The organism is Rhizobium sp. SG570, assembly GCF_012275345.1.
In the GTDB taxonomy this organism is placed as follows: domain Bacteria; phylum Pseudomonadota; class Alphaproteobacteria; order Rhizobiales; family Rhizobiaceae; genus Rhizobium; species Rhizobium lusitanum.
Genome location: NZ_JAAZQI010000006.1, coordinates 151,450 through 171,491 on the forward strand (window position 1 = coordinate 151,450; position 20,042 = coordinate 171,491).

General features: G+C 61.3%; 19 protein-coding genes. 14 read left to right on the forward strand and 5 right to left on the reverse strand.

The window, feature by feature from the left end; genetic code table 11:
• Nucleotides 1-13 precede the first annotated feature (13 nt).
• Nucleotides 14-814, reverse strand: coding sequence for an undecaprenyl-diphosphate phosphatase (locus FHT28_RS14540; protein ID WP_037197312.1), 801 nt, complete (start codon nucleotides 812-814; stop codon nucleotides 14-16).
• Between the two features lie 150 nt (nucleotides 815-964).
• Between FHT28_RS14540 and FHT28_RS14545 the strand changes: the two genes are divergently transcribed.
• From FHT28_RS14545 to FHT28_RS14565, 5 genes are all read left to right on the forward strand, one after another.
• The gene (locus FHT28_RS14545) at nucleotides 965-1,657 is read left to right on the forward strand and encodes a glutathione S-transferase family protein (RefSeq protein ID WP_037197311.1); all 693 of its coding nucleotides are present in this window, start codon (nucleotides 965-967) and stop codon (nucleotides 1,655-1,657) included.
• A 12-nt stretch (nucleotides 1,658-1,669) separates the two neighbouring features.
• Nucleotides 1,670-2,827 (forward strand): tRNA epoxyqueuosine(34) reductase QueG, encoded by a 1,158-nt coding sequence (gene queG / locus FHT28_RS14550; protein WP_047556298.1) that lies wholly within the window; start codon nucleotides 1,670-1,672, stop codon nucleotides 2,825-2,827.
• On the forward strand, nucleotides 2,827-3,699 hold the full coding sequence (locus FHT28_RS14555) for an SDR family oxidoreductase (protein ID WP_047556300.1): 873 nt from the start codon (nucleotides 2,827-2,829) through the stop codon (nucleotides 3,697-3,699). Before queG ends, FHT28_RS14555 begins: the two co-directional genes overlap by 1 nt.
• A 398-nt stretch (nucleotides 3,700-4,097) precedes the next feature.
• Nucleotides 4,098-4,466, forward strand: coding sequence for a septal ring lytic transglycosylase RlpA family protein (locus FHT28_RS14560; protein ID WP_037197308.1), 369 nt, complete (start codon nucleotides 4,098-4,100; stop codon nucleotides 4,464-4,466).
• Between the two features lie 213 nt (nucleotides 4,467-4,679).
• Nucleotides 4,680-5,969 carry an RsmB/NOP family class I SAM-dependent RNA methyltransferase gene (locus FHT28_RS14565; RefSeq protein WP_047556302.1) on the forward strand — a complete coding sequence of 430 codons (1,290 nt, stop codon included), beginning with the start codon at nucleotides 4,680-4,682 and terminating at the stop codon, nucleotides 5,967-5,969.
• 7 nt (nucleotides 5,970-5,976) lie between these two features.
• On the opposite strand, the gene FHT28_RS14570 is transcribed toward FHT28_RS14565, so the two are convergent.
• Nucleotides 5,977-6,480, reverse strand: coding sequence for an HPP family protein (locus tag FHT28_RS14570; RefSeq protein WP_047641110.1), 504 nt, complete (start codon nucleotides 6,478-6,480; stop codon nucleotides 5,977-5,979).
• A 217-nt stretch (nucleotides 6,481-6,697) separates the two neighbouring features.
• On the opposite strand from FHT28_RS14570, the gene FHT28_RS14575 reads away from it, so the two are divergent.
• From FHT28_RS14575 to FHT28_RS14590, 4 genes are read left to right on the forward strand one after another with little or no spacing between them, the layout of a single operon-like run.
• Nucleotides 6,698-7,984 carry an imelysin family protein gene (locus FHT28_RS14575; protein ID WP_168596579.1) on the forward strand — a complete coding sequence of 429 codons (1,287 nt, stop codon included), beginning with the start codon at nucleotides 6,698-6,700 and terminating at the stop codon, nucleotides 7,982-7,984.
• Between the two features lie 45 nt (nucleotides 7,985-8,029).
• Nucleotides 8,030-9,589 carry a di-heme oxidoredictase family protein gene (locus tag FHT28_RS14580; RefSeq protein WP_168596580.1) on the forward strand — a complete coding sequence of 520 codons (1,560 nt, stop codon included), beginning with the start codon at nucleotides 8,030-8,032 and terminating at the stop codon, nucleotides 9,587-9,589.
• The gene (locus FHT28_RS14585) at nucleotides 9,589-10,698 is read left to right on the forward strand and encodes an imelysin family protein (protein WP_168596581.1); all 1,110 of its coding nucleotides are present in this window, start codon (nucleotides 9,589-9,591) and stop codon (nucleotides 10,696-10,698) included. Before FHT28_RS14580 ends, FHT28_RS14585 begins: the two co-directional genes overlap by 1 nt.
• Before the next feature lie 5 nt (nucleotides 10,699-10,703).
• A complete protein-coding gene (locus FHT28_RS14590; RefSeq protein WP_168596582.1) occupies nucleotides 10,704-11,789 on the forward strand; it encodes a DUF1513 domain-containing protein in 1,086 nt (361 codons plus the stop codon).
• A 12-nt stretch (nucleotides 11,790-11,801) separates the two neighbouring features.
• On the opposite strand, the gene FHT28_RS14595 is transcribed toward FHT28_RS14590, so the two are convergent.
• On the reverse strand, nucleotides 11,802-12,482 hold the full coding sequence (locus tag FHT28_RS14595; RefSeq protein ID WP_168596583.1) for a GntR family transcriptional regulator: 681 nt from the start codon (nucleotides 12,480-12,482) through the stop codon (nucleotides 11,802-11,804).
• Between the two features lie 368 nt (nucleotides 12,483-12,850).
• On the opposite strand from FHT28_RS14595, the gene FHT28_RS14600 reads away from it, so the two are divergent.
• A complete protein-coding gene (locus FHT28_RS14600; RefSeq protein ID WP_168596584.1) occupies nucleotides 12,851-13,648 on the forward strand; it encodes an alpha/beta hydrolase in 798 nt (265 codons plus the stop codon).
• Nucleotides 13,649-13,766: 118 nt separating this feature from the next.
• On the opposite strand, the gene FHT28_RS14605 is transcribed toward FHT28_RS14600, so the two are convergent.
• Entirely contained in the window at nucleotides 13,767-14,843 is a 1,077-nt protein-coding gene (locus FHT28_RS14605; RefSeq protein WP_168596585.1) for a DUF2252 family protein, read from the reverse strand.
• Between the two features lie 164 nt (nucleotides 14,844-15,007).
• Here FHT28_RS14605 and FHT28_RS14610 point away from each other — a divergent pair, with 164 nt between their 5' ends.
• The 4 genes from FHT28_RS14610 (at nucleotide 15,008) to FHT28_RS14625 (ending at nucleotide 19,065) form a co-directional block, all read left to right on the forward strand.
• A complete protein-coding gene (locus FHT28_RS14610; RefSeq protein ID WP_037197294.1) occupies nucleotides 15,008-15,457 on the forward strand; it encodes a PaaI family thioesterase in 450 nt (149 codons plus the stop codon).
• Complete coding sequence (locus FHT28_RS14615) at nucleotides 15,454-16,095, forward strand: 5'-methylthioadenosine/S-adenosylhomocysteine nucleosidase (protein WP_037197293.1); 642 nt, start codon at nucleotides 15,454-15,456, stop codon at nucleotides 16,093-16,095. The genes FHT28_RS14610 and FHT28_RS14615 overlap by 4 nt, the downstream gene beginning before the upstream one ends.
• Nucleotides 16,096-16,197: 102 nt before the next feature.
• Complete coding sequence (gene guaA / locus FHT28_RS14620; protein ID WP_037197292.1) at nucleotides 16,198-17,760, forward strand: glutamine-hydrolyzing GMP synthase; 1,563 nt, start codon at nucleotides 16,198-16,200, stop codon at nucleotides 17,758-17,760.
• A gap of 174 nt (nucleotides 17,761-17,934) precedes the next feature.
• Nucleotides 17,935-19,065, forward strand: a complete 1,131-nt coding sequence (locus FHT28_RS14625) for a nitroreductase family protein (protein ID WP_168596586.1) — start codon at nucleotides 17,935-17,937, stop codon at nucleotides 19,063-19,065.
• A 335-nt stretch (nucleotides 19,066-19,400) separates the two neighbouring features.
• On the opposite strand, the gene FHT28_RS14630 is transcribed toward FHT28_RS14625, so the two are convergent.
• Nucleotides 19,401-19,841, reverse strand: a complete 441-nt coding sequence (locus FHT28_RS14630; protein WP_047556314.1) for a hypothetical protein — start codon at nucleotides 19,839-19,841, stop codon at nucleotides 19,401-19,403.
• Nucleotides 19,842-20,042 lie beyond the last annotated feature (201 nt).

A 20,042-nucleotide genomic window follows, 5' to 3' on the forward strand; every position in this document is an offset into this window, starting at 1 on the left:
CAAACCGTCCGTATTAGCCGATCGTGTAAAGTCCGATCAGGCCGAGGGTGCCGACGGCAATGCGCCACCATGCAAAGGGGGCGTAGCCGCGGCGTGAGACGAAGTCGAGCAACGCCCGCACGACGAGCAGCGCCGATATGAAGGCGGTGACGAAACCGATGACGATCAGCAGACCCTGGTCCGTGCTGAGATCATGCCGGCTCTTCCAAAGATCCAGTGCAAAGGCGCCCGCCATGGTGGGCATGGCGAGGAAGAAGGAAAATTCTGCGGCCGATCGCTTGTCGGCCCCGAGCAACAAGGCGCCGACGATGGTGGAGCCCGAACGCGACGTTCCCGGAATCATTGCCAGGCACTGGAAGAAGCCGATCTTGATCGCCATCGGCCAGGAGAACTCATAGGCGCTGGTATATTTGGGCTTGAACTGGATCTTGTCGATGACGAGCAGCACAATGCCGCCGAGGATCAGCGAGATACAGATAAGCTGCGGTGAATCAAACAGAACGGTCTTGATGAAGTCATGCGCGAGCGCGCCGATGACGGCAGCCGGCAGGAAGCCGAACAGAACAGCCAGCACGAAATGGCGGGCCTTGACGCTCACAGGCAGCGCCTTGGCGATTTGAACGAGGCGATTGAAATAGACAAGCAGGATGGCGAGAATCGCACCGAGCTGGATCAGAACGTCGAATGTGGCGGCTTCCTTGAAGCCGAGGAAGTGTCCGAGCAATATCAGGTGGCCGGTGGAGGAGACGGGAATGAACTCCGTAAGCCCCTCCACAAGACCCAAAACCAGCGCGATAATAATTTGTTCAGCCATATCGTGTCCTTTGTCAAACGGCAGGGCGGCCCGATTCGCTTGTGCAAACTAGGCCAAGCTCCTATAGCTTCAACCCATGACAAATGACTAGGGCCGCAGGATCGCGACCCGAAAAACTCCGTAGCACCAATTGGAAACACCCGAGTATCAATGCCGACGCTGTATCATCACCCAATGTCATCTTCTTCACGGTTCGTCCGTCTGATCCTGACCGAATATGGCTATCAGACGGAGCTGATAGAGGAGCAGACATGGGAAAAGCGCCGCGACTTCCTCGCGCTCAATCCCGCGGGAACCCTGCCCGTCTATGTCGATGACAGCATGCGGGCGCTCTGTGGCGCGACTGTCATTTCCGAATATCTCGACGAGACGCACGGCGTCCTGAAGCGGGATCGCCGTCTTCTGGCCGAGGATCCGTTCCAGCGCGCCGAGATTCGCCGGCTGACGGAATGGTTCATGCAGAAGATGGAACAGGACGTGACGCGGCCTCTGACGCGCGAGCGCGTCTTCAAGCTGCAGATGACCGCGGACCAGGGCGGCGGCGCACCCGATTCCAAGGTGATGCGCATGGCGCGCGGCAATATCCGCCAGCATATGAAGTATCTTTCCTGGCTCGCGGGCTCCAGGCAGTGGCTCGCCGGCGAGCGGCTGAGCTATGCCGATCTGGCAGCCGCCGCCTCGATTTCCGTGCTCGACTATCTCGGCGAGATCGACTGGACGGAATCGCCGGTCGCCAAGGAATGGTATCAGCGGCTGAAGTCGCGTCCGTCCTTCCGACCGATCCTGGCGGAGCGCGTACGCGGTGTAACTCCGGTTTCCCACTACGCCGACCTGGATTTCTAACGAGGGCTAGATATGCCCGAGGATCGTGAAGCGGAAAAAGCCGGCAAGCGACGGCGCGCACTGACCGCCTTTCTGCGCGAAGAGGCGGGCGCCCAAGGCTTTGACCTCTGCCGCATCACGCGACCGGACGCCATCCCCGAAGCAGCCGTCAGGCTCGGCCAGTTCCTGGAACAGGGCCATCACGGCACCATGAGCTGGATGGAGGAGACGCGCGATCGGCGCGGCGATCCGCGCGTCCTATGGAGCGAGACCCGCTCCATAGCCGTCTTCGGCCTCAATTACGGTCCCGACGAAGATCCGCGCGGCATTCTGGAGAAGACCGACAAGGCAGCAATCTCCGTCTATGCCCGCAACCGTGATTATCACGATGTCATCAAGGGGCGACTGAAGGAAATCGCCACCCGCTTTGCCGCGCGCTCCAAGGAGGACGTAAAAGTCTTCGTCGATACCGCGCCGGTCATGGAAAAGCCGCTGGCGGCCGCAGCAGGGCTCGGCTGGCAAGGCAAGCACACCAATCTCGTCAGCCGCACACACGGCTCCTGGCTGTTTCTCGGATCGATGTTCACCACGGCCGATCTGGAGCCGGACGAGCCGGAAATCGATCATTGCGGCTCCTGCCGCGCCTGTCTCGATGTCTGTCCGACCGCCGCCTTTCCCGCGCCCTATCAACTCGATGCGCGCCGCTGCATTTCCTACCTCACCATCGAACACAAGGGACCGATCGATCCGCAGATCCGGCCGATGATCGGCAACCGTATCTATGGCTGCGACGACTGCCTTGCCGCCTGTCCCTGGAACAAGTTCGCAAGCGCTGCCTCCGAGATGAAGCTGGTTGCACGCGAAGAGCTGAAGGAGCCGTCGATCGCCTTTCTGCTGACATTGGATGATGCGGCCTTTCGCGCCTTCTTCAGCGGCTCGCCGGTCAAGCGCATCGGCCGCGACCGCTTTGTCCGCAATGTGCTCATCGCCGCCGGCAATTCCAGCGAACGCGCTTTGATCGAGCTATGCCGCGATCTGGCTAAGGACCCCTCGTCCGTCGTGCGCGGCATGGCCGTCTGGGCGCTGTCGCGGCTGATGACGGCTGGCGAATTTCGCGCGTTTGCGGCAGAAAGGGATGACGAGCCGGACGAAGAGGTTCGCGCGGAATGGAAAATAGCGGGGGCGATATGATGCATGTGGTGATTTTCGGCTGTGGCTACTCGGGGACGGCCATCGCCAAGGCTTTCGCGGGCTCCGGCATTCGCATCACGGGCACCACCCGTTCGGCCGACAAGGCGGAGCTATTGGCCGCGGAAGGCATCGAAGCCTTTGTCTTCGACGGCGAGACGCTCGATCCGGCTCTCCGTGAGGCGATGAAATCCGCAACGCATCTGGTGCAATCGATCGCGCCCGGCAGGGCGGGGGATCCGCTGCTGCGACTGGCGCAGCTCAATTTGCGTGCGCTGATGCCGAAGCTGGAATGGATCTGCTATCTGTCGACTGTCGGCGTCTATGGCGACCACAAGGGCGCCTGGATCAACGAAGAGACCCCGCTGCATCCGATCGCGGATCGCTCCGTGGAACGTGTCGAGGCGGAAGACGGCTGGCTTCGCGTCGGCGTAAGGCTCGACCTGCCCGTTGCGGTGCTCAGGCTTTCCGGCATTTACGGCCCGGGTCGCAACGCCTTCAGCAATCTGGAAAAGGGCACGGCGCGGCGGCTGATCAAGGCAAATCAGGTTTTCAACCGTATCCGCGTCGAAGACATCGGCGCCTGCGCGCGGTTCCTGTCGGACCGCAAGCTCGGCGGTATATATAATGTCACGGACGACGAGCCCGCGCCGCCACAGGATATAGTCGCCGAAGCCGCCCGTCTCATGGGTGTCGAACCGCCCCCGGAACAGCCTTTCGAAACGGCCGAGCTCACGCCGATGGCGCGGTCCTTCTATGGCGAGAACAAGCGCGTCTCGAACGCGAAACTACGCGCCCTCGGCTTTGCCTTTCGCTTTCCCGAATACCGCATGTCGCTTGCGGAGCTCTGGTCATCGGGGCGGTGGCGCGGCTAGGAAAACCCGTCTTTCAATCAAGAGGAATCGCATGAAAATTCCTACTTGTCCGCCTCTCCTAGTTCAATTTACTCCACAATTATGGTTAACGACCTCTAAATTGGCCCAAATGCGGCAGCAATTGTGGCAAGATCGGAAAATTATTTTTCCGATTTTCGTGAACTTATGCGCCGCCGTATGCCGACAAGAATAATTGTTCCATTTTCAACTGATTTTATTAGATTTTTTCCACAAATCGATAAATCCAACCATTAGTCATCTAGTTCGCTTTGCATCACGAATGTTACGAATTGCAATATTCCGTGATCAAACCAGGCACTTTTTCGCCATTTTTGGCCGGATTTAAGCCCCGCCGCCTACGCAAGGCGCAAGTTCAACAGCTTGAGGGAAAATTCGGTTTGACGAACATCAGACGTTCTTTGGCAATAGCCGCAACTATATCCGCCTCCTTTGCTCTTCTTTCGACACCGGCATTAGCTTCGAATGGATGCGGAGGCGCCTCATGGTACGGAGGAAGCTCCAAAACTGCTTCCGGGGAACGTATGAGTTCCAGAAACCTTACTGCGGCCCATCGCTCGCTTGCTTTCGGCACGCGCCTCAGGGTCATCAACAAGCACAATGGTCGTAGCGTCGTCGTTCGCATCAACGACCGCGGGCCGTTCATTCGCGGCCGCGTCCTCGATCTTTCCCGCGCAGCGGCCCAGGATATCGGCATGGTCGCCTCCGGCACCGCCAGCGTCTGCTACGAAGTCGTCGCCTCGAAGTAATCGGCGATCAGGCCGGAAGCATAGGGCATTTCGGCACAACGCTTGCTCTCTCCGTCAATCGCGGCTACCACGCGGTTGGGACGTCTCAATAATCCGCCGCCATGTGCGCTATTCGTGCGGATTGATGAGACGTCAGCGACATTTTGGCAGCGCATGCCATTTCCCGACAGCTCCACCGAGTTTCGGGACCGTGCGCAAGCAGGAGAGTAGTAAATGCGTCTGGGCGGCCGATTGCAGGGGGCCATCGAGGTTCTTGCCGATATCGAAACGCGCAAGCGACCGGTGGCTGACGCCCTCAAGGATTGGGGGCTCGCTCATCGTTTTGCGGGCTCCGGCGATCGGGCCGCGATCGGCAATATCGTCTACGACGCGCTACGCATGCGGCTTTCCCATGCCTGGCTCATGGGCGACGACAGCCCTTCGGCACTTGCCCATGCCGTGCTCTTTCGCCAATGGGGCCTGACGCCCGAGGCGCTGGCTGCCGAACTCGACGGTGACAAATTCGCCCCCGAGGCCCCGAGCGCCGAGGCGCTGGCCGCCTTTGCCGCCCGCAAGCTCGAAGATGCGCCCCGGCACGTCCAGGGCGATATCCCCGAATGGGTCGAACCTTCCTTTGAGCGCGCCTTCGGCGAAGACTGGCTCTCCGAAGCGCACGCCCTCTCTGAACGCCCGACGCTCGACCTTCGTGCCAACGCGCTGAAGGCGGACCGCGCCAAGGTGGTGAAGGCGCTCGATCGCGCAGGCGCGCAAGCATCGAAGCTCGCCCGTTTCGGCATCCGTATTCCCGCCGGCGAAGGTGCATCCCGGTTGCCGAACGTCACCGCCGAGCTTTCCTTCCAGAAGGGCTGGTTCGAAGTGCAGGACGAGGGCTCACAGATCGTCGCCGATCTCGTTCTGCCTGAAGAGGGCGACCAGGTGCTCGACTATTGTGCGGGCGGCGGCGGCAAGACGCTCGCCATGTCGGCTGCCATGCACAACAAGGGTCAGGTCCACGCCTATGATTCCGACCGGCGACGATTGGCGCCGATCATCGAGCGCTTGAAGCGGGCCGGAACCCGCAATGTCCAGGTCCATGACGAGCGCAACGGTTTGTTGCCGCTGCGCGGCAAATTCGACAAGGTTCTGGTCGATGCGCCCTGCACCGGCACGGGCACCTGGCGCCGAAGGCCCGACACGAAGTGGCGGCTGACGCAGAAGAACCTCGACGAGCGTACCAGCCAACAGCAGGAAGCGCTGGCCCAGGCCGGCGAATTCGTCCGCCCCGGCGGCTCGCTGCTCTATGTCACCTGCTCTGTGCTGCCCGAGGAAAACGAAGTGCAGGTCAACCGTTTCGCCAGCCAGAACCCGGATTTCGACGTCGTGGAGGCGTTGAGCTCCTGGGAAAAGCTGTTCGGCAAAGATGCGCCGCGGCCGCGCTCATCCGATGGCAAGACCATTACGCTGACACCAGCATCGACCGATACGGACGGCTTCTTCTTCTGCCGTCTGCAGCGGAAAGCGTGAAGTGAAATCAATCCGCCCGCAGCGGATATTGCTGCCGGGGCGGGATGAGGTGATGCAGCACGGCAATGGCGATGAGCAGCAGGCCGCCAAGGCCGACAACGGTGAACAGTGTCCACGCCGACAGATGCGATCCGAATGCCACCAGTGGCACGGCGCCGGCCGGCGGATGCGTCACCCTTAAAATAAGCATCGCGGCGATAGCAAGACCGACAGCGATGGCGGCTGCCCACCAAAGGCCCGGCAGCAGCGCCATGGCGAGGCTGCCGACAATGGCGGCCAGCAGATAGCCACCGAGCACATTGGCAGGCTGCGCCAGTGGGCTCTTCGGCTGGCCGAAGATCAGCACAGCCGTCGCGCCGAAGGGTGCGATCAGCAAGGGAATGCCGGTCGCAATCGCCAGAGCGCCAACGGCGGTCATGCCTGTGATGGCGCCTACACCCGACTTCAGATGCCCCTGCCAATGGCCTTTCGGCTCATGACGGTGAAGGAAATGCTTGAAATGGCGATGCATGAAAGATCTTCGAGACTCAACTGAAATCCACATGCCTGTTTTTTGACCTGCATCTGCCGCTTTTTCAAGCAAATCCATTCCACTGCTGCGGCCTTAACCAATAATTTCCTGCCTTAAAATCGTTCTAAACTAGAGTATTTGACACAAGTTTGTTTTTCATACATGAGACAAAATACCAAGTTTTTGACGGTGCCCCCCGCTGTCGTAGGAGAGGAATATGAAACTGAAGATCAATTTTGGCGCCGTGCTCGCGGTGGCCGTTGCCGCAACCGCCGTATCCGGCCTTCCCGCCCTTGCAGCCGCTCCCGAGCCGGCTGCCGTCCTCAAGCATTATGCGGAAGTGGCGCATGCCAAATATCAGGACTCCCTGACGACGGCACAGGCGCTCGACAAGGCGATCAACGCGTTGCTTGCCGACCCCAGCGACAAGACGCTGAAGGCGGCGCGCGCCGCCTGGATCGAGGCCCGCGTTCCCTATGCCCAGACGGAAGTCTATCGCTTCGGCAACTCGATCGTCGACGATTGGGAAGGCAAGGTGAATTCCTGGCCGCTGGACGAGGGGCTGATCGACTACGTCGATGCTTCTTACGGCACGGAAAGCGATGAGAACGCACTCTATGTCGCCAACGTCATTGCCAACAAGACGATCAAGATCAACGGCAAGGATGTCGATGCTTCGCATCTGACCCCGGAATTCCTGTCGGGCACGCTGCATCAGGCTGGCGGTGTCGAGGCTAACGTCGCGACCGGCTACCATGCCATCGAGTTCCTGCTCTGGGGCCAGGACCTGCACGGCACCGGACCGGGCGCCGGCGAACGCCCCGCCACCGATTACGACTTGAAGAATTGCACGCACGGCAATTGCGACCGCCGCGCGGAATATCTGAGATCCGTTTCGACGCTTCTTGTCTCGGACCTTCAAGACATGACGGCCAAGTGGGCACCGGACGGCGAAGCCACCAAGCATGTCGAAGCCGATCCGAAGGCTGGCCTTACCACCATCCTGACCGGCATGGGCTCACTCTCCTACGGTGAACTTGCCGGCGAGCGCATGAAGCTCGGCCTGCTGCTTCACGATCCGGAAGAGGAGCAGGATTGCTTCTCCGACAATACCTATAACGAGCACAATGGCGACGCCATCGGCATCGCCTCGGCCTATACCGGCAACTATACCCGTGTCGACGGCACCAAGCTGAAAGGTCCGTCGCTGCACGATCTGGTCAAGGCCAAGGACGCAGCGCTCGACAAGGAGACCGAGGGGAAGCTCAACGCTACCCTTGCAGCCATGAAGGCGCTGGTGCATCGCGGCGAGACGGTCGAGAAATACGACCAGATGATCGGCGAAGGCAACAAGGAAGGCAATGCCACCGTGCAGAAGGCCATCGATGGCCTGCTCGACCAGACGAAGAGCATCCAGCGCGTCATTGCCGCTCTCGATCTCGGCACGATCAAGCTTGAAGGTTCGGACAGCCTGGACAATCCTAACTCCGTCTTCAAGAAGTAATAAAGGAGGGCGGCGGCGCGACAAGACGCTGCCGCCCTGACACCCATGACAAACATCCCGGCCAACCGCGCCCTTTTGCCCGCCCTCGCTGCGGGTTTTTTGGTTTTTTCGATCACCCTGGCCGTTGCCGGCATCCTCGACTTTCCGACGACCCGCGGCGATCTTTCCGCCGAGCAGCTGAACCGGGTGCGCGACGTCACGCGCGCGACCACGGATTTTTCGAAGGCCGAGGCCTATGAGGCGATGCAGGGCGGGGCGGCTACATCGATCGATTCCGTCCATCGCGATATCTTCTCGCAGCCCTCGGCCAATCTCGGGCTGGAGCGCGGCGAGAACTTCCACTTGGGCAACGCCCTCTTTCGCAAGCTCTGGGTCTCGGCCCCCTCCTCCACGCAGGCTTCCGACGGTCTCGGGCCGCTGTTTAACGCCCGCTCCTGCCAAAGCTGCCACATCCGCGATGGTCGCGGCCATCCGCCGGAGGCCACCGGAGCCGCCGCGACCTCGATGGTCCTGCGCCTGGCGCGGTCTGCCGCCACGCCGGAAGAGGAGCAGGCCGCCAAGGATTTCCGCGCGCTCAACTTTCCGGATTCGACCTATGGCAAACAACTGCAGGATCTTGCCGTGCCCGGCCTTGCCGCCGAAGGCAAGGTGACGGTGAGCTATGTGGAAGAGACAGTGACGCTCGCGGGCGGCGAGACAGTGACGTTGCGCAAGCCACACTACGGCGTGACCGATCTGGCCTATGGACCGCTGGATCCGACGACGACCCTCTCTCCTCGCATCGCGCCGCCGATGATCGGCTTGGGCTTGATCGAGGCCATTCCGGAAGCCGATATCCTTGCCAATGCTGATCCGGACGGCAAGAACGGCACGGGTATTCGCGGTCGCCCCGCCGTCGTCCGCGACCACCGCACTGGCCAGATGGCGCTCGGGCGCTTCGGCTGGAAGGCCCAGAATGCCACGGTGCGCGACCAGGTCGCGGACGCCTTCTCGGCCGATATCGGCATTTCCACGCCGGACCGGCCGAATCCCTACGGCGATTGCACGTCCAAGGAACCGCGCTGCCTTGTCATGCCGAACGGCGTGCAGAAGCGCCTGGGCGATACCGAAGCACCGGATCCGATCCTTGCCCTCGTCACCTTCTATTCCGAAAATCTTGCCGTGCCCGCCCGCCGCAAGGCGAGCTTTCCCGATGTGCTGCACGGCAAGGAGATGTTCTATCGTTCCGGCTGTGCCGCCTGCCACACGCCGAAGTTCGTCACCCGCGACGACATCAAGGGCAGCGATGGCAAGGACTCACCGCAGGCATTCCAGCTGATCTGGCCCTATTCCGATTTCCTGCTGCATGACATGGGCGAAGGCCTTTCCGACGGCCAGCAGGTGGGTGTGGCCTCCGGCCGCGATTGGCGCACCCCGCCGCTCTGGGGTATAGGCCTCACCCAAACGGTGAGCGGCCAGCAGGCCTATCTGCATGACGGCCGCGCCCGCACCTTGACCGAAGCCATCCTCTGGCATGGAGGAGAGGCGGAAAAAGCCCGTAACGCATTCGCCGATCTTTCGACGGACGATCGGCAAGCCCTCATCAACTTTCTGGAGTCTCTTTGATGCGCCACTGGAAACGTCTCGCAGCTAGCCTTCTCTTCACCGTCTCGGCGTTATCAGTCCATGCGCAGGGCGCGACGGCCAATGGCGCCGGCCTGAACGAAGCGGCCGTGCCTGCAACCCTGCGGAAGGCGGTGGACGATGTCATTCGCCCCGGCTATCGCGCCATGCATGACTCGGCCTCGAAGCTGACCGTGGCGATGAAGGCGCTTTGCGCCGATCCCACCGCCGCCACGCTCGCCAGCGCCCAATCGGCCTTCGGCGACACCGTGAAGAGCTGGTCGCGCATCGAAATCGTCGATACCGGCCCGATCATCGACAAGAACCGCTTCGAGCACATCCTGTTTTACCCAGACCGCAAGGGCGTCGGCCTCAAGCAGGTGCAGGCGTTGATCGCCAAGGCGGATGAGAAGGACGCGACGGTCGAGGCCGTTGCCGGCAAGAGCGTGGCACTGGTGAGCATGACGGCCCTGGAATATGTGCTCTACGGCACCGGTTCGGACGTTCTCGCCGGCCAGAAGCAGGGCTTCCGCTGCCGCTATGGCGCGGCCGTCGCCGGCAATATCGAAAACACGGCCAAGGAAATCGCCGACGAATGGGATGCACCCGATGGTGTGCAGAAATCCTGGAAGTATCCGGGCAAATCCAGCGATGATTTCATGGACAACAAGGAAGCGGTCACGGCGCTGCTCGGCATCCTCGTGCATGGTGCAGCCAACGTCCGCGACCAGCGGCTGGAGAGCTTCTACAAGGGCGATCCCGCCTCTGCGCGGCCAAAGATGGCGATCTACTGGCGCTCCGCCAACACCTGGACGTCGTTCACCGGCAATGTCGAGGGTTTGAAGGCGCTCTGGGAAAAGGCCGATATGGCAAGCCTGCTGCCAGCGGACAAGCGCGACGCCGCCGCCAAGATCGACAGGCTGCTGAACGAGCTTGCGGCGACCGCGCCGACGATCAATCCCAACATCGATACAGCGCTTGGCAACGATGCGGAGCGCGCCAAGATTGACAAGCTGCTCTCCGCCAGCCGCGATCTCACCACCGCCTTTAGCGACGAGTATGGCGGCGCCATCGGCCTTTCGGCCGGCTTCTCCTTCGCCGACGGAGATTAAGGGCGATGCGCAGTGGGCTGATCGACCGGAGAGCTTTCGTTAGAGGTGCGGGGCTGACATTCCTCGCAGCGCTCAAGCCCGGCGCCCTGATGGCCCTGGAGCGGGCCGATGCGGTTTATGCGTCGGGCATCCGCGCCGCCGACGGCTCCTTTGCCGTGGCGACGGTGACCGAGAAGGGGCGGATCATCGATCAGGTGGCCCTGCCCGCTCGCGCCCATGGCATGGCCTTCTCGAAGGCGACGGGCAAGACCGTCGCATTCGCCCGCCGGCCGGGCACCTTTGCGATGATCTTCGATCCCTGGAATAAGGCCGAGCCGATCGTCATCAGCGCAAGGGAAGGCCGGCATTTCTACGGGCACGGTACGTTTTCGCCCGATGGCCAGCTGCTTTATGCGAGCGAGAACGACTTCGACGACAATCGCGGCATCATCGGGCTTTATGATGCCCGCAACCGCTTTGTCCGCATCGGCGAGTACGAGACCTATGGCGTCGGCCCGCACGACATGACCGTCTCAGATGACGGCAGGTTCCTGATCGTTGCCAATGGCGGCATCGAGACGCATCCGGATTTCGGCCGCACCAAGCTCAATCTCGACCATATGGAGCCGTCGCTGACGCTGATCGATGCAGCGAGCGGCCGGCTGATCGAGAAACATGTCCTGCCGCCGCAATATGCCCAGGTCTCCACCCGCCATGTCGATATCGATGCAAGCGGCCGAGTCTGGTTCGCCTGTCAGTATGAAGGCCATCGCAACGACCTGCCGCCGCTCGTCGGCCATTTCGCCAGGGGTGAGGACCTAACCTTCGTCTCCCTGCCCGACGAAACGACCCGCGCGCTCGGCAACTATGTCGGCGCCATCGCCGTCAATCGCGCCGAGAACCTCGTGGGCGTGACGTCGCCGGTCGAGGGGACATCGGTGACGCTCGATGCGAAGACGGGCAAGGTGCTGAAGGTCGAAAGCGTGCCTGATGCGGCGGGCATTGCGTCGGCCAGCCATGGATTTGCCGTGTCCTCCTATGAGGGCGAGTTCCTGGATGAGCATAGCGATGTCGCCTGGGATCAGCATATCGTCCGCATCGCCCGCGGCTGATTTCGCCACGGCTCAGACCGGTTTGCTGGCTTCGATGAAGCGGCGCAGCGCCGTCGCAGCATTCAGCATGTGCGCCCGCATGCGCCGCGACGCCATATCGCCGTCACCCTCAGCAATTGCCTGCATGATGGCTTCGTGCTCCGCTCGTGATCGATCGAGGCGCTCGTCCTGCTGCAATTGAGCGCGGCGGAAGGCGGTCAAGCGACTGCGTATGGCAATCGCCTGTTCCGCCAGAAAGCTGTTATGCGTCGCGTGATAGATCGCCTCGTGAAAGGCGCGGTTGAAGGCGTCGTAGGCATCGAAATCGCCCTTCTTCACGATCGTTTCGGAGGCATCGTGCAGCTCGATCAGGTGGCTGCGCTCCAAAGGCGTCATGCGATAGGTGGCAAGCCGCACACACATGGCCTCGATCTCCGCCACCGTCTCGAACATCTCCATGATGCGCTCCGGTGTCATGCGGGTGACGACGACGCCGCGCCGCGGCCGCACCTCGACCAGGCCGCTCACCGCCAATTGCCTCAATGCCTCGCGAACCGGTGTGCGCGAAGCACCAAAGCGATCGGCAAGATGCTGCTCGTCGAGTGCCGCGCCGGCCTCGAGCCTTCCGGTCGCGATCTCATCGGCCAGGGCGTTGCGGATACGGTCCGACAGCAATTCGCGGTTGTCAGCGGAATCCTCGAACCCATTGGTCATTCCCGATCTCCTGGCATTTGCCCCATCTCGTATGCAATATCGCTACTGTTCTGCTGCCTTGCATGCAGAATGACTATCACGCAACTGTTACGCATTCAATGATTGACCATCTTGAGCAGCAGGAATACAAAATCCCTCATGAAACGTCCTCCCGCATACGCAGGGCGGCCAGAATGCCAGACCAGAATGCAAGCAGAGCAGATTTTGTCCGAGCGCTTCGGCGGAATGCTCTTTTCAACGACAATGACATCGCGAGCGACCCGTCGCCCGAACCCTCGGCCGGAAGGCCTTCCGCTGCCGACTTCACCCCTTCGATGCAAAGGATCAGGACCATGATGATAACCAGTTCGATGCAAAGGATCAGGACCATGATGATAACCAGACGGAATTTCTCGGCAGCACTTGTTGCCGGCGCCGCCGCCTCTCTCGTTTCCACCAGCGGCATGGCCGCCACCAACGTTGCTGGCGGTTCGGCAACCTCAGCCCCGCAAAAGGCGCGTAATGTCGTGTTGGTGCATGGGCTTTTTGCAGACGGCTCCTGCTGGTCGGAGGTCATCGCGCGGCTGCAGGCAAAGGGGCTGAACTGCACGGCGGTGCAGAACCCGCTGACCACATTGCCCGAGGCCGTTGCCTCGGCCCAGCGCGTTCTCGATCGCCAGGACGGCCCGACCGTGCTTGTCGGTCATTCATTCTCCGGCATGATCGTCACCGAGGCAGGCATGCACCCGAAGGTCTCCTCGCTGGTCTATGTCGCGGCCCGTGCGCCCGATGCCGGCGAGGATTACACGGTGCTTGCCAAGACCTATCCGACGCCGCCGGCATCGGCTGGCATCGTCTTTGACGGCGACGAGGGCCGCCTGAGCGAAGAAGCCTTCCTGCGCGACTTCGCCGGCGATTTGCCCGAAGCCAAGGCCAAGGTCCTCTATGCCGTACAGGAGCCGTTCCACAAGGAACTCCTTACCGGCAAGACGACCCAGGCCGCATGGCATTCGAAGCCGAGCTGGTATGCGGTCTCCACCGAAGACCGGACGATCAATCCCGACCTCGAACGCTTCATGGCCAAGCGCATGGGCGCCAAGACCATCGAGGTGAAGGCAAGCCATCTTGCGCTGATCTCTCACCCGGATACGATCGCCCGCCTGATCCTCGAAGCGGCCGGCCACTAGAGCGGTTACGCGTTTCACGGAATCGCCCAACCGCTCCATGCTATTGTTTTTGCGCAATCCCGGACGGAAAACCGCTTCGCACTTTTCCCGGAATTCTCTAGGCCGACAGGCTGCCGGCCTATCCCTTCCTGGCGAATTCGGCCTGTTCCGCACTGACAGCGACAGCGACGGCTCTTGCCGCCGCTCGCAGCCAATCGGTGCCCCGCTTATCGAGATCGGCAACAATGCCTGGCAGGTGCGAGGCATCGTCGGCGTGGCAGTTGGCGATTTCGAAGCCCATTAGATCCAGCATCTCAGGCGCCAGCAGCACCTGCATATCTCCGTCGACTTCGATCTTGCGGCTGTTGGGTGATAGACGGCGGACCAGAAGCTTGCCGCTCACCTGGTAACGTGGATCGGGCGAGCGCGCCCGTCCCGCGGCGATAACACCCGTATGGATCGTCTTGTCCGAGGGGTTATGCTTGAGCGACCAGCCAGACTGTAGCAGCGCCTTGACTTCGCGCAGGACAGGACCGCCGCGCCATTCGACATAAACGACGAAACGCGGACGACCCAGACTGCCGGTGCCGGCCGTGCGCGGCTTTGCCTCGAATTCTGTCATCGGATCCGGCAATGCCCTGCGCAGCGCCTTCAGATAGGGCTCCGGCACCGGGTCTTTCGCCGGTGGCAGGCTGCGATACTTCTCCCAGAAAGCCCTGCGCTCGGCATTCGACAGCAACACCTCATTGCGCAGCCGTTTGTAATCGCGCTCCAGGATGACGGGAGACGGCTGCCGCAAACCGCGGCGATAGCCTCCAAGAATGGCATCGGCGATGGCGCGCGGCGTCGGACCATCGTTGCCCCGCGCCAGAATCGCGCTGGTCGCCAGGCGCACGAGATCGAGCGCGTAAGGCATGACGGCGGCCTCGTCGAAATCGTTGGCGCCCCATATCAGCCGCCCCTCCTCGTCACGCCATGTGCCGAAATTCTCGAGATGCGTGTCACCGATCGCCAATATCTGCGGCGCACTCGCGAGATCGGGGCAGATCTGGAGGATGGTTTCGGCCCAGCGCCAGTAGGTTCCGCGCAGGAATGAGAAGCTGTCTCTCTTCATGAGCTTGTGCTTCTTTGCCAGGCCGGACCCGACCAGATCGTCGCCAAGCTGCGCCCGCATCCAGGTCTCGTAGGCCGCCACCGATTGCAGGATCGTCGTCATCGATGCCCCTCGCCATGTATTCTCTGGTTTCGGATAGCATGATGCTGCCATTGAGGAAATTGGATGTCGGCCGCAGAAGCGGCAGAGGCTTTGCTTTTCCAAAGCATGACCCTTGTTCTCGCCGCCTCTCCATGCCAATTTCGCACCCGCGAAGAGGGGATGGCATGACAGAGGCAGACAGCGGCGATTTTCGGGCCCGCATTAGAACCAGCTTCGAGCGGCAGGCGGCGATGGCGACCATCGGCGCGGAACTGACACGCGTCGAACATGGCGCGGTCGAGATCGAGCTGCCGTTCGACGTCAAGCTGACGCAACAGCACGGCATCCTCCATGCAGGCATCATCGCCGCCGCGCTGGATTCCGCCTGCGGATTTGCGGCCTATAGCGTCATCGATCCCTCTGCATCTATTTTGACAATCGAATTCAAGATCAACCTGATGTCGCCGGGACGCGGCGAGCGTTTCCTGTTTCGCGGCGATGTCACCAAGCCGGGCACGACGATCATCGTGGCCGATGGACGCGGCTATGCGATTGGCGACGGGCCGGCCAAGCTGATTGCCTCGATGACCGGAACGATGATGGTCATCCGTGGCAGAGAGGGAATTAGCGGATGAAATTCGAATTGAAGCGCGTTTCGGGCAAATCGATCCTGTTCGTCATGGCGGCCGAGGCGGAATATGGGCCCTTTCTGCGCTCGCGCATCGATCCGCTGATGACCGGCGTCGGCCCCGTCGAGGCAGGGATCGCGCTCACCCGCGCATTTGCCCAGCTCGAAGCCCAGGACGACCTGCCCGATCTCGTGGTTTCGCTCGGCTCGGCCGGCTCCGCCAGGCTGGAGCAGACCGAAGTCTATCAGGTCAGCTCCGTCTCCTACCGCGACATGGATGCCTCGCCGCTCGGCTTCGAGAAGGGTCGCACGCCGTTCCTCGACCTGCCTGCCACGCTCGAACTGCCGTTGCGCATTCCCGCTATTGCCGAAGCGAGCCTTTCCACCGGCGGCAACATCGTGTCCGGCACGGATGCCTACGAGCGCATCGGCACCGACATGGTGGACATGGAAACCTTCGCTGTGCTGCGCGCCTGCCAGATCTACGGCCGTCCGCTGATCGGGCTGCGCGGCATTTCCGATGGGCAAATCGAATTGCAGCGCATTTCCGACTGGACGGAATATCTGCACGTCATCGACCGCAAACTGTCCTATGCCGTCGACGGCCTGTTTACCGCATTGGAAGACGGCGTATTCTGGTTTTAACGGATCAAAACCGCCCTATGTGAGGACAATCGGGACAATAAAATCGGCTCCGGCATGATTTGCCCGATTGCCAGCGAAAGCGCTTTTCATTAAAGGCTCGCCATGACCCAGACAGCACATCCAGACACCGTTCTCATCGTCGATTTTGGCAGCCAGGTGACGCAACTCATCGCACGGCGCGTGCGCGAAGCGGGCGTCTACTGCGAAATCGTCCCCTTCCAATCCGCCGAAGCCGGGTTCAAGCGGCTGCAGCCGAAGGCCGTGATCCTGTCCGGCAGCCCGGCCTCGACCGTGGACGAGGGCTCACCGAGGGCGCCGCAGATCATCTTCGACAGCGGCATTCCGGTCTTCGGCATCTGCTACGGCCAGCAGACCATGTGCATGCAGCTCGGCGGCAAGGTCGAGAGCGGCCATCACCGCGAATTCGGCCGCGCCTTCCTCGACGTCAACGAGGATTGCGCGCTGTTCGAGGGCCTCTGGTCCTCCGGCTCGCGTCATCAGGTCTGGATGAGCCATGGCGACCGCGTCACCGCGTTGCCAGAAGGCTTCGAAGTGGTCGCCACCTCCTCGAACGCACCCTATGCCTTCATCGCCGACGAGAAGCGCAAATATTATGGCGTGCAGTTCCATCCGGAAGTCGTTCATACGCCCGACGGCGCCAAGCTGATCGGCAATTTCATTCACAACATCGCCGGCCTCAAGGGCGACTGGTCGATGTCGGCCTATCGCGCCAAGGCCGTGCAGGCAATCCGCGATCAGGTCGGCGACAAGCGCGTCATCTGCGCCCTGTCAGGCGGCGTCGATTCTTCCGTCGCAGCACTGCTGATTCATGAAGCAGTCGGCGACCAGCTCACCTGTATCCTTGTCGACCACGGCCTGATGCGCAAGGACGAGGCCGCCGGCGTCGTCGCCATGTTCCGCGAGCACTACAATCTGCATCTGCTCCATGTCGATGCCTCCGACCGCTTCATCGGCGAACTGGAGGGCGTCAGCGACCCCGAGACCAAGCGCAAGATCATCGGCCGGCTCTTCATCGAGACCTTCGAAGAAGAGGCCAAGAAGCTCGGCGGCGCCGATTTCCTCGGCCAGGGCACGCTCTATCCGGACGTGATCGAAAGCGTTTCCTTCACCGGCGGCCCCTCGGTCACCATCAAGTCGCACCACAATGTCGGCGGCCTGCCGGAGCGCATGAAGATGCAGCTCGTCGAGCCGCTGCGCGAACTCTTCAAGGACGAGGTGCGTGCGCTCGGTAAGGAACTCGGCCTGCCCGATAGCTTCATCGGCCGTCACCCCTTCCCCGGCCCGGGCCTTGCCATCCGCTGCCCCGGCGGCATCACCCGCGAGAAGCTGGAGATCCTGCGCGAAGCCGACGCCATCTATCTCGACGAAATCCGCAAGGCCGGCCTCTATGACGCCATCTGGCAGGCTTTCGCCGTGCTGCTGCCGGTCCAGACCGTCGGCGTCATGGGCGACGGCCGCACCTACGAGTTCGTCTGCGCGCTGCGCGCCGTCACCTCCGTCGACGGCATGACCGCGGATTTCTATCACTACGACATGGAATTCCTCGGCCGCGCCGCGACCCGCATCATCAACGAAGTCCGCGGCATCAACCGCGTCGTTTATGACGTAACATCGAAGCCGCCGGGCACGATCGAGTGGGAATGAGGGGAGTGCTGCGGCGTAAACCGGGATAAAGCAGTGCGCTAATGGCTATGTTGTCGCTGCAATAGCAGTCGGTAGTCCTCGCGCAGCTCTGGCCCTCCGGCAGCGAATGGCGTCAATGCTAAAGACCTGATTCAGATCAAAGTCTGCCGAGCCCCTCCGTGATACCCAACTATCATGTCTGAGATTTATCAAGGCCGTCGGGCCTTCTTGACCGCGCTTGCCGCCGGAGGGGGACTTATCGCAATTGGTGGGGCAACGGCGTTTGTGATGAATGCCCGTGACCTTTCCGGCTATCAGGAAGCTGTCAACGCCACGTGGCGGCACAGCGACAGTACCGATCTGCCGCCGTCATCGGCCCAACGAGAGCTTGTCCGTTATGCCACCTTGGCGGCAAACAGCCATAACACGCAGCCTTGGCAATTTCGGCTCTCGGATCGCTCGATCCTCGTGCTGCCCGATTCCCGGCGTCGCTTGCCCGCTGTCGATCCCGACGATCATCATGTGTTCGCCAGCCTCGGCTGCGCCGTCGAGAACATGGTCCAAGCTGCCCGCGCCTTCGGACTTCGGGCAGTTCCGCGCTACGATCCCGAAGGGCGCGGAATTCGGGTCGACTTGGAGGCTGCGCCGCCCGAACGGACAGACCTGTTCGACGCTATTCCGCATCGTCAATCGACGCGCACTGTCTATGATCGGCGCTCGGTCCCGCCCGAACATCTCCGGCTCTTGGAAGCCGCAGGAAACGGTCAAGGCGTGCGGATGCTGCTTTTCACGGAGCGGAAGCAGCGTGAGGAGATCCTCTCCTATCTGGTCGCGGGCAACAGTGCGCAGATGGACGATGTCGCGTTCGTAGAAGAATTGAAATCGTGGATTCGATTCAGCTATGGCTCAGCCCTTTCGACGCGAGACGGCTTGTTTTCGAAATCCTCCGGCAATCCAGTCCTGCCGGATTGGATCGGCCGCTTGATCCTCAATCTGGTGTTCACGAAGGAGGCTGAAAACCGGAAGTATGAGAGCCAGCTCAGAAGCTCGGCCGGTGTTGCCGTGTTCGTCTCTGACAAGAACGAACCCGCCTACTGGGCAGAATCCGGACGATGCAGTCAGCGTTTCGCCCTTCAGGCGACGGCTCTCCAACTCCGGCATGCCTTCATCAATCAACCGGTCGAGGTTCCCGCCGTGCGGGGGCAATTTGCCACCTATCTCGGCATCGGCGATCGTCGGCCGGATCTCGTGATGAGATTCGGGTACGGTCCGGAATTGCCCAGATCGCTCCGCCGTCCGGTCGAGCACGTCATTCTCCGGGCGTAGGGTCTTGATGTCCCTTGAGGCTGACGAGACCGCGCTTGCCGGAGATTTCGAAAAATCGACCGATCGATATCGATAGTCGCTGAAACCAAGCAGTTTCTGAATCGACTAAACTCTCTTTTGAATTCGAGAGCAGAAATTTCTGACGGATCGGAGAGACGGTTCTTCGTCGTATGCAGAAAACTTTGCGCTTGTAATTCAATGCGTAACGATCAGTAAGAACAATCGAGTGAGAATAGACGGCGAAGGGCACTCTCTGGCCACCTTTCCCGGAAGTGCCCAATCGCCAAATTCAGCAAATCGGGCCCATCCGAGGAATGATGAACGGAGTGGCGCCCTTACTTCACCGTGATGCTCAGACCGCTGATATCGGCATTGACCTGCAGGCCAACCTGCCTGCCTGTGAGTTCGAGTTGGGCGCCCTTGTCATTGGTCATGACGATCATCTGGGCGCCTTTGCCGACTGCGCCGCCGCCGCCCGCTGCACCGTAGATCCCCGACACATCCTGGGCGCGACGAATATGGGTAACGGTGCCTTGGAAATAGGTCTTGGAGGCCCCGAAGGCGAGGCCGCCCGAGATACCGCCAATCGAGACGGGATAGCGGCGACCATGGAAGGTCAGCGTGCCCTCGCCTCCGGAACCACCGACGAAGAAGGCAGCCTTATAGACGGCAAAACGGATCGTACCGCTGTCGGCATGCGCGGCGCTGGCAAAGCTAATTCCCGCGGCGGCAATGGTGGCAACTGCGACTGAACGAAATGCGGACGAAATCTTCATCATGGGCTATTCCTCAAGAGCGCCGCTTACCCAGCCGGCCGGGACGACGTCAGCGTCGCGTCAAAGTTATATATGAACAGTTTCGCGCGTCATTGGTTCCAAAGCACGATAATAACAAAGCGTTAGAGCACATATTCGATCGCGCGCTGCTCGAAGAAATTAGCGCGCGACCAGTTCTCGGCATCGGTCACATGGTCGCAA

Coding starts and splice junctions, on each gene's coding strand:
- FHT28_RS14540 (WP_037197312.1), bottom strand. CDS start 814: ATGGCTGAACAAATTATTATCGCGCTGGTTTTGGGTCTTGTGGAGGGG.
- FHT28_RS14545 (WP_037197311.1), top strand. CDS start 965: ATGCCGACGCTGTATCATCACCCAATGTCATCTTCTTCACGGTTCGTC.
- queG (WP_047556298.1), top strand. CDS start 1,670: ATGCCCGAGGATCGTGAAGCGGAAAAAGCCGGCAAGCGACGGCGCGCA.
- FHT28_RS14555 (WP_047556300.1), top strand. CDS start 2,827: ATGCATGTGGTGATTTTCGGCTGTGGCTACTCGGGGACGGCCATCGCC.
- FHT28_RS14565 (WP_047556302.1), top strand. CDS start 4,680: ATGCGTCTGGGCGGCCGATTGCAGGGGGCCATCGAGGTTCTTGCCGAT.
- FHT28_RS14570 (WP_047641110.1), bottom strand. CDS start 6,480: ATGCATCGCCATTTCAAGCATTTCCTTCACCGTCATGAGCCGAAAGGC.
- FHT28_RS14575 (WP_168596579.1), top strand. CDS start 6,698: ATGAAACTGAAGATCAATTTTGGCGCCGTGCTCGCGGTGGCCGTTGCC.
- FHT28_RS14580 (WP_168596580.1), top strand. CDS start 8,030: ATGACAAACATCCCGGCCAACCGCGCCCTTTTGCCCGCCCTCGCTGCG.
- FHT28_RS14585 (WP_168596581.1), top strand. CDS start 9,589: ATGCGCCACTGGAAACGTCTCGCAGCTAGCCTTCTCTTCACCGTCTCG.
- FHT28_RS14590 (WP_168596582.1), top strand. CDS start 10,704: ATGCGCAGTGGGCTGATCGACCGGAGAGCTTTCGTTAGAGGTGCGGGG.
- FHT28_RS14595 (WP_168596583.1), bottom strand. CDS start 12,482: ATGACCAATGGGTTCGAGGATTCCGCTGACAACCGCGAATTGCTGTCG.
- FHT28_RS14600 (WP_168596584.1), top strand. CDS start 12,851: ATGATGATAACCAGACGGAATTTCTCGGCAGCACTTGTTGCCGGCGCC.
- FHT28_RS14605 (WP_168596585.1), bottom strand. CDS start 14,843: ATGACGACGATCCTGCAATCGGTGGCGGCCTACGAGACCTGGATGCGG.
- FHT28_RS14610 (WP_037197294.1), top strand. CDS start 15,008: ATGACAGAGGCAGACAGCGGCGATTTTCGGGCCCGCATTAGAACCAGC.
- FHT28_RS14615 (WP_037197293.1), top strand. CDS start 15,454: ATGAAATTCGAATTGAAGCGCGTTTCGGGCAAATCGATCCTGTTCGTC.
- guaA (WP_037197292.1), top strand. CDS start 16,198: ATGACCCAGACAGCACATCCAGACACCGTTCTCATCGTCGATTTTGGC.
- FHT28_RS14625 (WP_168596586.1), top strand. CDS start 17,935: ATGTCTGAGATTTATCAAGGCCGTCGGGCCTTCTTGACCGCGCTTGCC.
- FHT28_RS14630 (WP_047556314.1), bottom strand. CDS start 19,841: ATGAAGATTTCGTCCGCATTTCGTTCAGTCGCAGTTGCCACCATTGCC.